11 protein-coding genes and 2 pseudogenes are annotated in these 11,665 nt (G+C 37.7%); 8 read left to right on the forward strand and 5 right to left on the reverse strand.

Annotated features, from left to right (window positions below; translation table 11 throughout):
• Positions 1–135: 135 nt before the first annotated feature.
• Positions 136–279, reverse strand: a complete 144-nt coding sequence (locus ACFX4X_RS24150; RefSeq protein ID WP_377387190.1) for a hypothetical protein — start codon at positions 277–279, stop codon at positions 136–138.
• Between the two features lie 35 nt (positions 280–314).
• The gene (locus ACFX4X_RS24155) at positions 315–1,280 is read right to left on the reverse strand and encodes a DMT family transporter (RefSeq protein ID WP_377387191.1); all 966 of its coding nucleotides are present in this window, start codon (positions 1,278–1,280) and stop codon (positions 315–317) included.
• A 137-nt stretch (positions 1,281–1,417) separates the two neighbouring features.
• Between ACFX4X_RS24155 and ACFX4X_RS24160 the strand changes: the two genes are divergently transcribed.
• Positions 1,418–2,308, forward strand: a complete 891-nt coding sequence (locus ACFX4X_RS24160; RefSeq protein WP_089363029.1) for a LysR family transcriptional regulator — start codon at positions 1,418–1,420, stop codon at positions 2,306–2,308.
• Between the two features lie 221 nt (positions 2,309–2,529).
• Positions 2,530–2,685: a DUF1540 domain-containing protein gene (locus tag ACFX4X_RS24165; protein ID WP_065310844.1), complete on the forward strand. Its 156-nt coding sequence runs from the start codon at positions 2,530–2,532 to the stop codon at positions 2,683–2,685.
• Positions 2,686–3,060: 375 nt separating this feature from the next.
• On the opposite strand, the pseudogene ACFX4X_RS24170 reads toward ACFX4X_RS24165, so the two are convergent.
• The 3 genes and pseudogenes from ACFX4X_RS24170 to ACFX4X_RS24180 form a co-directional block, all read right to left on the reverse strand.
• Positions 3,061–3,348 (reverse strand): annotated as a pseudogene (locus ACFX4X_RS24170) (O-methyltransferase); the annotation flags it as partial.
• Between the two features lie 221 nt (positions 3,349–3,569).
• Positions 3,570–4,013 (reverse strand): MarR family winged helix-turn-helix transcriptional regulator, encoded by a 444-nt coding sequence (locus ACFX4X_RS24175; RefSeq protein ID WP_089363027.1) that lies wholly within the window; start codon positions 4,011–4,013, stop codon positions 3,570–3,572.
• Positions 4,014–4,103: 90 nt separating this feature from the next.
• On the reverse strand, positions 4,104–5,195 hold the full coding sequence (locus ACFX4X_RS24180) for a low temperature requirement protein A (RefSeq protein ID WP_284469728.1): 1,092 nt from the start codon (positions 5,193–5,195) through the stop codon (positions 4,104–4,106).
• Between the two features lie 214 nt (positions 5,196–5,409).
• Here ACFX4X_RS24180 and ACFX4X_RS24185 point away from each other — a divergent pair.
• The 6 genes and pseudogenes from ACFX4X_RS24185 to ACFX4X_RS24210 form a co-directional block, all read left to right on the forward strand.
• A pseudogene (locus tag ACFX4X_RS24185) lies at positions 5,410–5,847 on the forward strand (isochorismatase family protein); the annotation flags it as partial.
• Between the two features lie 582 nt (positions 5,848–6,429).
• Positions 6,430–7,728, forward strand: coding sequence for a helix-turn-helix domain-containing protein (locus ACFX4X_RS24190; protein WP_125160504.1), 1,299 nt, complete (start codon positions 6,430–6,432; stop codon positions 7,726–7,728).
• Between the two features lie 206 nt (positions 7,729–7,934).
• Positions 7,935–9,131, forward strand: coding sequence for a M20 family metallopeptidase (locus tag ACFX4X_RS24195; protein ID WP_377387194.1), 1,197 nt, complete (start codon positions 7,935–7,937; stop codon positions 9,129–9,131).
• A 12-nt stretch (positions 9,132–9,143) separates the two neighbouring features.
• Positions 9,144–9,344 carry a DUF3311 domain-containing protein gene (locus ACFX4X_RS24200; RefSeq protein ID WP_289319685.1) on the forward strand — a complete coding sequence of 67 codons (201 nt, stop codon included), beginning with the start codon at positions 9,144–9,146 and terminating at the stop codon, positions 9,342–9,344.
• On the forward strand, positions 9,341–10,864 hold the full coding sequence (locus tag ACFX4X_RS24205) for a sodium:solute symporter family protein (RefSeq protein ID WP_377387197.1): 1,524 nt from the start codon (positions 9,341–9,343) through the stop codon (positions 10,862–10,864). Before ACFX4X_RS24200 ends, ACFX4X_RS24205 begins: the two co-directional genes overlap by 4 nt.
• Before the next feature lie 171 nt (positions 10,865–11,035).
• Positions 11,036–11,440 (forward strand): DUF1259 domain-containing protein, encoded by a 405-nt coding sequence (locus ACFX4X_RS24210; RefSeq protein WP_377387200.1) that lies wholly within the window; start codon positions 11,036–11,038, stop codon positions 11,438–11,440.
• The last annotated feature ends 225 nt before the right edge of the window (positions 11,441–11,665 follow it).

The raw sequence follows: 11,665 nt of genomic DNA on the forward strand, positions 1-11,665 counted from the left end.
ATCCCTCCAATAAAAAACCTGCATAGAATAAATTCTATACAGGTTTCAAAAATCCTTTTAGATTGTCAACAGCCCCAAAAAAGAGGCTTTTTTCACATAGTTTTGCTTACAGGCACTGTTGTGCCAAAAGTCATTTTACTGATTTCTTTTACTTCTATCATTATATAGATTAATTAATTCTTCATTTTGCTCATTCATTTTTTTCACATTCTTATTAATCGTTGCCAATTCCCATAGTACAGCCAATCCAAAAATTATTAAAAGTGTTAAGTAATCCATTATTGTCCTCCCATTGATGTTTTGTACCTTATAAATTAACTGATTTTTTTTTCTTTCATTGGAATCAATTCTTCAACATGGGAAGGCAAGTTTTTTCTTTGATAATAATTGTTTTGAATTAAAGCATATATCACTAAAAAAGTTCCCAGTAATTCGAATGATGTAAGTGATCCCCCTTGGATAAAAACAATGGCTAACGTGGTTATTGGAACTAAATTGATAAATAGAATGCCATTAATGGGCGTTAAAAGTTTAATACCTAAATTCCAGCTTAAAAGTGCAATGGCACCCGGGAAAATAATCATGAAAATCATCTCGCCATAAATGGATTCAATAACCTCTGCTGTGGGGACAGGCAGGCCAATTAAAGTTGCAAGGAATGTAATGATTGCAGATACTGTTGTTCCCAAAATACACGTTAAAGTCGAATAGCGGAGTGTTGACCACCCATTAAATTGGTTGCCGCCCATCGTATATATAACCCATCCTATAACCCCAATTAGAATGAAAAGTATAGGAATGATGCTATCCTTCAATAAAAATAGGAATGATAAATTGCCGTTGGTAATCACAAGAATAGCCCCTATTAAGGCAAGGGACATACTTGCGATCGTATATTTCATAGGTCTGGCATTTTTGAAAACCCACATTATCATAATTGAAATCATAGGCATTAATGATTCCATGATGGAAGCAACGATTACCCCGTTATGGCCCAGTAAGTCTTGACCTGCGAAAATGAGAAAGTTGTATACTGTAAACGCCATCGATCCAAAAAACAATAAGTTCTTTCCTTTCCCTTCCAAGCGAAAAGACTTCGTTCCCTCTTTAATTAAAAGCAATATCCCTAAAATTATGCTAACAGCTAAATATCGCAGAAAAGAGAAATAAAAAGGATCTATATACATGAGTGCCCTTTCTGCAACCGGAAACATGGCTCCCCAAGAAATGCTGGCTGTCAAACATAAAAGTGCACCGATTAAAACTTGATTCTTTTTCATTTAAAGCTTCCCCTCAAAAAAATAATGATTGATTAAATTCCTATACACACTTTATGATAAAGTCATTATCATGTAAAATGACTTAAAGTGAATGTAACCATCATTATTAATGATATTTAGGAAAGGGGGTCACTTTTATGGAAATTCGGGATTTGCAAATATTCCAGTGCGTCGCTAAATATGGAAGCATAAGTAAGGCTGCTGTTGAGTTGAATTATGTCCAATCCAATGTAACGGCGAGGATTAAGCATTTGGAGCATGAGTTACGGACGCCTTTATTCAATAGGCATAAACGTGGTATGTCTTTAACCGCAGAGGCACGAAAGATGCTGGTGTATGTAAACAAAATTTTGCTTGATATGGAAGAACTCAAACAAGTATTCCTGGATAGTGAAACACCTACGGGGATATTGAACATCGGTACTGTTGAAACGGTCAGCGGCCTTCCTAAGATTCTAGCCTCTTATCATAAACAGTATCCAAATGTCGATCTATCCATAAAGGCTGGGTTAACGGAGGATTTAATTAAAGATGTTATTGAACATAGGCTGGATGGCGCTTTTGTTACAGGACCGATTAAACATCCACTCATTCAGCAATACGATGTGTGTACAGAAAAACTTGTTTTAGTTACAAGGAATGAAACATTAAACCTTGAAGAATTTTTAACAGAACCAATTTTAGTATTCAGTCAGGGTTGTGGATATCGATCTAAACTGGAGCAATGGTTGAAAGAGGAAGAAGTGATGCCTAAAAGGATTATGGAGTTCAATGTATTGGAAACCATCTTAACCAGTGTAACACTCGGCCTTGGCATTACCCTCGTACCACAATCAGCGGTAAATCACCTTGCAGCCAATGAAAACGTGCATGTTCATGCAATTCCAGAAGAGTACGGCAATATTTCGACTGTCTTCATTCATCGTAAAGATGCTTATATGACAAACTCCATGCAAAGCTTCTTACAAACAATCGAAGCCAATCATGAATGTACGGTCAATCCGATATCAAGCCTGAACCATTCCTGAGCCAATATGAATCTTTACATAGAAGAACGCTGAAACTTGGGTCTGTACCGAACATGCTTTGACAAACTGGCGTCCTTTTTCTGCCGGTCCTTAAATTCCGTGAATCTTTCGAGAAGGCCTTCAATTCCGTTTTCATTAAAAACAAGGCACCCGAACCTGAAAAAGGAAAGTATCAAGAACCCCAACTTTGTTAATGATAGCAAATGAGGAGGTGTGATACGATGGCAAAGGATGTTCTATGTGAAGTGAATAATTGTAAATACTGGGATTCTGGAAACAAATGCAGTGCAGATGCTATTTATGTTGTCAGCCATAAAGGGAATCAAGCATCAAATAGCAAAGAAACGGATTGCAAAACATTTGATCCAGAAATTTAAATCATCGGGGGTAACCATCAACTTGGTTACCTTCTTCCATTTTATTATTGATAATAAAAATCATTTTCATTCAAGATTATAGAAATTCAGTTATTTTTTCTTCATGAAAAGGATATTTGCGCGATATACATGTGAGCTTGATCGATGATATCGAAAGTTTGGGCGATATAATTGAGGGTTTGAGCACTATACTCGAGAGTTAGAGCTATAAACTCGAGGTTGATCGATATATTCATGAATTTGTGCGATATATTCGGCCATTTTAGCAATTTACTCGTGAGTTTGAGCAGTTTACTCGTGAGTTTTGCCGTTTTACTCGTGAGTTTGAGCAGTTTACTCGTGAATTTGAGCAGTTTACTCGTGAGTTTGAGCAATTTACTCGTGGGTTTGCGCAATTACTTTTGAAATGGTCAGCCTATCACCGATTGGAATAAGCAGGGATTCCAATTGAGGATGATTGGCCACGTTTCCATTGAACGCCTTCATAAATGCAGGATAATGTTTAGGTTGAGCATCTTCGTCTGCCACACTGCCTCCCGCAAGTACGTTATCCAGAACGATTAAAGCACCCCGTTCCGCCGCCAGTTTAATGCAATACTGCAGGTAATTCTCATAATTTTCCTTGTCAGCATCTATAAAGAAAAATTCAAATCTCTTATTATCAAGTTTTTCAGGGCTGCCCCTTTACTATTCTCTGCGAAGCAAAATGGCTACTTGACTGATGTGGCAAATGATTTACCGGCAGCTGCTGCCTCAGGTTCATCGCTTGTATTTAAAATTAGTTTGATTTTCGCGATCGTGAATGTGGTCCTTTCATTGTTCATGAAAAAACCGAAGTAACAAGATAAAAAAAACAGATCACCATTCTAGCAGGTGATCTGTTATTATTTTTGAACTTTACTAAGTAGATCTAAAAGCTGTTGTTTTTCCGTCTCATTCAAGTTGGCAAACTGTGATGCCTGAAAATGCTCTTGTTTTGGAACAACTTCATGAAAAAACTCTTTTCCTTCCTCAGTCAATGAAAGGTATTTTGTTTTCCATTCCTGTTCCCGTTTAATCAATCCCAATTCTTCCATTTTCCTTAATAGCTGAGTGATATTGCCTTTCGTCACAAAAAGCTTGTTTGCAAGTTCTTGCTGAGACAATCGTTCATGGGAACCCACTTGAACCAAGATATCGAATTGGGCTGCCGATAGATTCCATTTCTTTAAATGTTGATTGGATTCCCGAATACTTTGGTTATATATTCGTGTTATTCGGAACCATAACATTAAACCCAGCCGTTCCTCGTTGTTAGATGTGGAGGGATTCGTTGTGTTTTCTTTCATGAATGTCACCTCATTCTTCTTTGTCACAATCAGTTTATGAATAAACTAATTTGATGTCAAATGCAAAAACTTCCATCTTTGATTCCTATATTATGTAGTCGTTAGTTTGGCAAAGATGATAAAAAACAGTGTTAATTCGGCTATTATCACGATATTTGGTACCGGGACAATCAAATTAAAAATAAAAAAGACGGCTAAAATCCCTAAAAATAACGCTAAATGATATATTTGCAAGCGCTGGTGCTTATGTCGATATTGGTGGAAAACAAAAGTGGTTGATATGAAATAGAGCAATACGGAACCAAAAACAAAATATAAGATAAATGAATAATGGACTTCCTGTAAAAACAATAATCTGATGGCCGCTGCAATCATGCTTATAGACATTAAAATAAACAGATGACCGTAAATGATGAGCTGGCCGGAAGATTGTACAGACTTGTCGACTTTCTTCTCCATGTTATCGAAATATTGCCACCACATAGATATTATCAGGACAAATGAAATGATAGAAAAGGCTATCGAATCCCAATTTCCTTGTTTAGGTTGGATTACCGCAAGAGTGCTCACAAGAGCTTCCCCAAAGAGAATTATGGTAAATAGACCGAATCGCTCTAACAAGTGGGCCGTATTTGTAGGAACCTTTTCTAAACACTTCCTTCCAAGGATCGGGATAATGATATCGATCAGGATGCCCAAATATAACACAGCATATCGAAGCCAGGAATCAAAAAGGACGGAAAATAATGAAATGACGATTCCAATCCAAAAATACCTTCCCAAAAAGAGTGCTGCATTTTTTCGAAATCCCTCTTCTATCCGCTGTACAACAAGATATTGGATAGCCGTCATGGCTCTTAAGCCAATATAACCAGTTAAAAAAGAAAGATAATAAGGATCAAAATCGACTGATAAGCTTGAGGTCATAATTAGGACAAAAAACATTTGCAATATCAAAAATAGCCGTTGATGAAATAAATCCTTTCCAAACCGGTTAATAAATATGGTTTGCCCTACCCAAGCCCACCAGATAGGTATAAAAATCAACACGAACTTCAATAAATACTCTGGATGGATATATCCATCTTCAACCTGCAGTAAAACATGAGTTGCGCCCGCAACGGCCGCCACAAATAACAAATCATAAAAGAGCTCTAACCATGTAACTTTCTTTTCATCCATTTCTGCACTCCTCCCAATTCCCTTATAGGTTATAGTATGTTGTAAACATTTAGAAAATGGAAGGGGTTCAATATAACCAAAACCATTTACATTATCTTGGAGTGTGGAATTTAGAATTCATGATCAATTATGGGAAGTTCTTTTTACCAAACTATAAACTGATTGAAACCAACGAAGGGGTTAGGGGAATTTCCCTACATACGAACTTTCTTCGCTCATGCAAGAATTGGAAGAACTCTTTCCTAACACGCCAAAAATAGCTCGGCCTGGACAAATTAACGCATGGGATAATGAAGATTTTGTTAAAGCAATCGAAGAAACCGGAAAAAAACAACTTATCATTGCGGGCGTGGTTACTGATGTCTGCGTTGCTTTCCCAGCACTTTCCGCTTTGAACGCAGGTTATGAAGTATTCGCCGTCACTGATGCTTCTGGAACAGTCAGCAAACAGGTAGCTGATGCTGCTTTAGCGCGTATGGCCCATGGCGGTGTGCAGCTTATGAATTGGTTTAGCGCAGCATGCGAATTACAGCGTGATTGGCGCAACCATGTCGAAGGTTTTGGTGCATTGCTTTCAAGCCAGCTTCCTGGTTATCAAAATATAATCGGGAGCTATAGGGGAGCACAGCGCGATTTCAGCAAGCAGATTTAAAGATAACACACTAGGAGGGGACATTTGTCCCCTCTTATTTTTTTATGAACATCTACATTGTTTTCATCCTCAGCTTCACCCCGAACTCCTTTATTGCTCGGTCTCATGACCTTACTGGCCTCCACACTAAAAACATAAGTTCTTTATCATGCATTCTAATATGTATGAAAAAGCCTACATAGTATCTTTTTCTATAGGCGCAAGCCGAGGGCGGACCGCCCGCGGAAAGCGAGTGCCTGAAGTGGAAATCAACGTCCAAATTGTACAGTCTGAAACCACCTAAAGAGGTGTTTTTTTAGCTTAACTAGAAAATTGGTTATGTCATGTCAAAAAGCAAAAAGAACTCTTGGAAAACATAAAGATAATGGATGATTATCTAAGATGTATAACAAAGCTGTCATGAAAACCTAACATGAATAACGTATACAACGTATTTTTCCTTCATGTCACATGATAAAATAGGACAAAAGGTAAAAAGAACTGAGCAGAAAATTTAAATTTACGAGCATGACTTACGTTAAACTAGGATATTTACAAAGAACATTGATTATATTACTGATGATAAAGGAAGTAGAATACAGGATGTATAAAATCGGACTAGTCGGACTAAAAACTTCTGTAGAACAGATTTTAGACTTGGCAGAAGAATATAAACATGAATTGGAATTCATCTCTTTGCCCTATGTAAAGACTGAAGAGGTAGAGAATATTGTAAAAGAACATCATTCTCACGTACATGCATGGCTTTTTTCCGGTCCACTTCCCTATGAAATTGCGAAAAAAACACTAGGCACAGATAAAATAATGGTCCATGTTCCTGCTACGGAATCAGGTTTTTATAAATCTTTTTTAGAGTTGATTTACGAACAAGGGAAAATTATTGAGAGGCTTAGTATCGATACTATGTCTTCAAACAATATTAGTGAAGAAGCTTTGTCACAGTTGAATATTAAAACCCCAAAGATCTATACGAAAGTGTTTGAGTCAGATGTCGACACTAATGAATTGTTTCATTTTCACTTGGATTTATGGAATAAGGGAAGGACAGAAGGCGCCTTATCTTGTTTTCCGTCCGTGTGCGAAGCTTTAAGGGAGTATGGAATTCCAGCTTACCGGATGTCGATGAGTAAGATGGAAATCCGGCAAACGCTTCGGATTCTTTCTGAAAAAGTAAAGACTTCCTACTTTAAAGACACACAAATTGGAGTTGAAATCATTGAAGTTGAATATTTTAACAGAGTGGCAGAGGAAATGAAAACTCCTTATCATTTACAGTACTTGGAGCTTCGGCTAAAAGAAATGTTAATTCAACTTGGTGAAAAAATAAATGGTTCCTTTTCAGAGAAAGGGAATGGAAGATACATGATTTTTAGTTCTCGCGGCGCAATTGAACGGGAAATTATTACGCTCGAAGATACCATTCAAAAATTGGCTTTTGAAGCAGATACAACCGTTGCCGTTGGAATTGGCTTCGGCGAAACTGCCTATTCGGCGGAAATCAATGCTTTTCGGGCTATTCAACATTCAAAAGAGATGAAGAAGCGTGAAATTGTGATTATTCAAGATGATGGAAAGATTATTGAATCACCAGGCAAAAAGAAAGAATTACAATATGCTACCCGGTCCCACAATGAACTCCTTATCGAAAAGTTAAAAAAGGGGAATATCAGTGTAAAAACATATAAGAAGATATCAGCCCTTGTACAAAGAATGGGCTGGGGTAATTTCACAACAAAGGAATTAGCGAAACATCTTGAGATGACAGAACGTAATGTACGGCGTATTATTGCGGATATGTGCGAAGTTGATTTGGCACAATGCGTTGGTGAAGAGGCTCACGCCACACGTGGAAGGCCGAGTAAAATTTATCGATTATTATAAGCACCCAAAATTGGGTGCTTTTTTATTTTGATGTAAAAGCACTAAAAGGAGAACTTCCACTATTAAATCTAGTAATCAAATAAAATAGTTTAGAATTTTCAAAAAACATTGAAATAAAGAACACGGGATATTATACTCTATTTAAGGAATTTATTCCTTAAACTAACCGAAAATAAAGATTACCATGTAAATTGAATGAAAAGGGGATGTATTGGGTGTCTCAAACGATAATGATTCATGATTTAATCGAGACTGTTAAAGATGAAGTGATTGGATGGCGAAGATATTTACATATGTATCCCGAGCTGTCTTTTGAAGAAGTAAAAACAGCACAATTTGTTTATGAAACGCTACAAACTTTTGGTGATTTGGAAATTTCACGTCCGACAAAAACGAGTATAATGGCTCGTTTGATTGGCCCGCAGCCTGGGAAGGTTATTGCACTGCGGGCTGATATGGATGCGCTTCCAATTGAAGAAGAGAATGAGTTTGACTTTGTGTCACAGAATTCAGGCGCGATGCATGCATGCGGACATGACGGGCATACGGCGATGCTGCTTGGTGCAGCGAAGATTCTTACACAGTTAAAGGATCATATTAAAGGGGAGGTCCGCTTTTTATTTCAACATGCCGAGGAACTGCCGCCCGGTGGAGCCCAAGAGATGGTGAAAGCTGGTGTGCTTGATGGAGTGGATATGGTCATTGGCACCCATCTCTTGTCGACTCTTCCTTTAGGGAAAATTGGTTTGGGTTACGGTCCGGTGATGGCTGGAGCTGATACTTTTAACATTACAGTGGTCGGTAAAGGGGGGCACGCCTCACAGCCTGAACTTACCGTCGATCCCATAGCAATTGGAACACAGGTTGTATCAAATCTCCAGCATATTGTTTCGAGGTATCGTGATGCCCAGGAAGCTCTTGTGATTTCAGTGACTCAGTTCCATGCGGGAAGTGCGATTAATGTTATTCCAAGTAAGGTAAGCATTGGCGGTTCCGTTCGAAGCTTTAATCCGGAGTTAAGGGAAAAAATACCGAATTTTATCGAACGCATTATAAAAGGAATTACTGAAGCGCATGGAGCTACTTACGAATTCGATTATCAGTTCGGTTATGCTCCGACCATTAATGATGAAGAAGTTACCCGATTGATGGACGAAACCGTCTGTGAAGTATTTGGTGAAGAAAGCCGAGAGATTTTAAAGCCGATTATGGGAAGTGAGGACTTCTCTGCTTTTCAAAAAGTAGTTCCGGGATCCTATATTGTAATAGGGGCCCGTAATGAAGAAAAAGGGATTATATATCCTCACCATCATCCGAAATTCACGATCGATGAACAGGCTTTACAAAATGGGGTGAAGTTATTTGTTCACGCGACTTTTAAAATGTTAAATCTAACTTACTAGGGGGCTAAGAGTATGAAAAAAATATATTGGCTCGGAATAATCCCGTTTCTTGGTATTATTGTAGGTGCTTTGTTTACAAATAAAGTGACTCCCTATGTTCTGGGAATGCCATTTTTTCACTTTTGGATTGTACTCTGGTCTGTGCTAACCACAGGTATTATGGGGATTATCTATCTACTGGATCCAGCTAATCAGAAGGGAGATTCAAGATGAATATTGCCGTGTTATTCATCCTGTTTTTTTTCGTCATTTCCGTTTTGATTGGTATCCAGGCTAAAAAAGGGAAAGAAATGAACTTAGAACAATGGTCAGTCGGGGGACGTGGAATGGGAGCCCTTTTGATTTTCCTCTTATCCGCAGGTGAAATGTATACGACCTTCACCTTTTTAGGTGCAAGTGGATCAGCTTATGGGGAAGGAGGTTCCATCTTTAGTATCGTATCATACGGCTGTCTGGCAACAGTCATCTCCTACTGGACATTTCCTGCTATCTGGAGGTATGCAAAGAAACACCAATTAGTTTCCCAATCAGATTTTTTCGTGAAAAAATATCAAAGTCCTTATCTTGGTGTGCTTGTTGCTGTAATTGGTGTTATAGCTTGTACTTGCTACTTAGTTCTGCAATTGAAGGGGTTAGGATATATCGTTTCTGCAACATCCTATGGGGCCATTTCTTCTACAGCTGCCATTTGGGTTGGAGCAATTGGTGTAACCATTTTCGTAATGGTTTCCGGTATTCACGGTTCTGCCAGGACAGCTATTTTAAAGGATATTCTGATTCTTGGCATTGTCGTATTTTTAGGGGTTTATTTCCCTCTTCATTATTATGACGGTCTTCAACCCATGTTTGAGGCCATTGAAAATGCAAAGCCGAACTATACCATACTTCCGGATCAAGGAATGGGCGTTTCGTGGTATATATCGACCGTTATATTAAGCTCCATTGGATTTTATATGTGGCCGCACGGGTTTTCTCCTATTTATGCTGCCTCTAGCGAAAAAGCTTTACGAAAAAATGCAATCCTAATGCCAATGTACCAATTGATTTTGTTGTTTGCCTTTTTTGTCGGATTTGCAGCTATCTTGCAGACGCCTGGATTAAAAGGCAGCGAAGCCGATCTTATCTTGCTGCAGCTTTCTAAACAGGAATTTGATCCATGGTTTGTGGGCTTAATAGGTGGCACTGGCGTGTTAGCCGCTTTAGTACCAAGTTCCATGCTGTTGATGTCAATATCAACATTGCTTGCAAAAAATGTATATAAGGTATTCACTCCATCGGCAACGGAAAATCAGATTGCAAAATTGGTAAAATACTTGGTTCCCCTTATTTCTCTCGTAGGGATTTACTTGACCTTTAAAGGTGGAAATTCCCTCTTTAGTCTTGCTTTAATCGCCTATAATTTTATCACACAACTAGCTCCTGCCTTTTTCGCAAGCTTGATGAGAAAGAATTTTATAACCAAACATGGAGCATTTGCCGGGATTATAACAGGAGGCGTGCTAGTCTCAATTATGGAACTAGGGAATATAAAAATTGGTTATCTATTTCCTTATCTTCCTCAAGCAATTAAAGACTTGAATGTAGGAATTATCGCTCTATTTGTTAATATCGTAGTTTTAGTGGTTGTCAGTGTGATGACAAAAAACATTACTAATACTCATAAAGATAATGATGTTTTGGAGACAACAACAGTAGAGCACAAGGTTCTAATACAAAAAGAATCAAATAGCTAACACAACATGAATATTTGCTGCGCTAAGTAATTCATTCCCATAAGATTATGTTTAATACGAATGCCCTCCAGTTAAATGATCTGGAGGGTATTTTTTTCCCTCCTTTATTTTATGATTCATCATTAAATAGAATTAAACATCATAATATCCCAATTAAAAGGAGGCTTAATTATGAATGACTATAACTCTCTTTGTGAACAATTTGCCAAAATTATAAATGGGAAAAGCGACATAAATAAAGGTGTTTGTTCTGTGTCCTTGCATCGTAATATTGAAGTGTTTGTCCAAGGGCGTCCGAGTAACTCAGTTGTACCAGTAGGGGTTTTATTTGAATCATTGGACCAAAACGGTATTGCATTAAATTTGGGTGAAATAGCAATTTTACAAGAAGAAATTCCAGGATTTATGCAATCAGTTGTCCAACAGGGGATTATTGTTAGTGCCTTGCATAATGATTGGTTATATATGAAACCTTCGATTTTGTATATTCATATTCAATCAGTCGAACCCCCATTAAATTTCGCGAAAAAATTGGCGCATTCTTTTTCAACTTTAAGCAGCTATCCAGTTCGATAAATTGATATTTGTTCGTATAAACAAGGCGTTAGCGGTAAATTCTACTGGATTAAATTGAGGGATTTATAAAAGGTTTTAAGTATTTTTTATTGAATTCTTATTTAACAAAAGGATGTTTTACTAAAACCAGGGGTGCTGCGGCAGCCTTTTTTGTATGAAAACATATTCGTGAAAGGCCATACTAAAATAAGCCCACCAAATTCTAATTTTTTTGAAGGACGTAAA

It is taken from the genome of Peribacillus sp. YIM B13481 (genome assembly GCF_042787985.1).
GTDB classification, from domain to species: domain Bacteria; phylum Bacillota; class Bacilli; order Bacillales; family DSM-1321; genus Peribacillus; species Peribacillus simplex_A.

What these genes read in the sequence shown, in the direction of transcription:
- ACFX4X_RS24160 (WP_089363029.1), top strand. Translation starts at nt 1,418, where the DNA reads ATGGAAATTCGGGATTTGCAAATATTCCAGTGCGTCGCTAAATATGGA.
- ACFX4X_RS24175 (WP_089363027.1), bottom strand. Translation starts at nt 4,013, where the DNA reads ATGAAAGAAAACACAACGAATCCCTCCACATCTAACAACGAGGAACGG.
- ACFX4X_RS24205 (WP_377387197.1), top strand. Translation starts at nt 9,341, where the DNA reads ATGAATATTGCCGTGTTATTCATCCTGTTTTTTTTCGTCATTTCCGTT.
- ACFX4X_RS24155 (WP_377387191.1), bottom strand. Translation starts at nt 1,280, where the DNA reads ATGAAAAAGAATCAAGTTTTAATCGGTGCACTTTTATGTTTGACAGCC.
- ACFX4X_RS24165 (WP_065310844.1), top strand. Translation starts at nt 2,530, where the DNA reads ATGGCAAAGGATGTTCTATGTGAAGTGAATAATTGTAAATACTGGGAT.
- ACFX4X_RS24200 (WP_289319685.1), top strand. Translation starts at nt 9,144, where the DNA reads ATGAAAAAAATATATTGGCTCGGAATAATCCCGTTTCTTGGTATTATT.
- ACFX4X_RS24210 (WP_377387200.1), top strand. Translation starts at nt 11,036, where the DNA reads ATGAATGACTATAACTCTCTTTGTGAACAATTTGCCAAAATTATAAAT.
- ACFX4X_RS24190 (WP_125160504.1), top strand. Translation starts at nt 6,430, where the DNA reads ATGTATAAAATCGGACTAGTCGGACTAAAAACTTCTGTAGAACAGATT.
- ACFX4X_RS24195 (WP_377387194.1), top strand. Translation starts at nt 7,935, where the DNA reads ATGTATTGGGTGTCTCAAACGATAATGATTCATGATTTAATCGAGACT.
- ACFX4X_RS24150 (WP_377387190.1), bottom strand. Translation starts at nt 279, where the DNA reads ATGGATTACTTAACACTTTTAATAATTTTTGGATTGGCTGTACTATGG.
- ACFX4X_RS24180 (WP_284469728.1), bottom strand. Translation starts at nt 5,195, where the DNA reads ATGGATGAAAAGAAAGTTACATGGTTAGAGCTCTTTTATGATTTGTTA.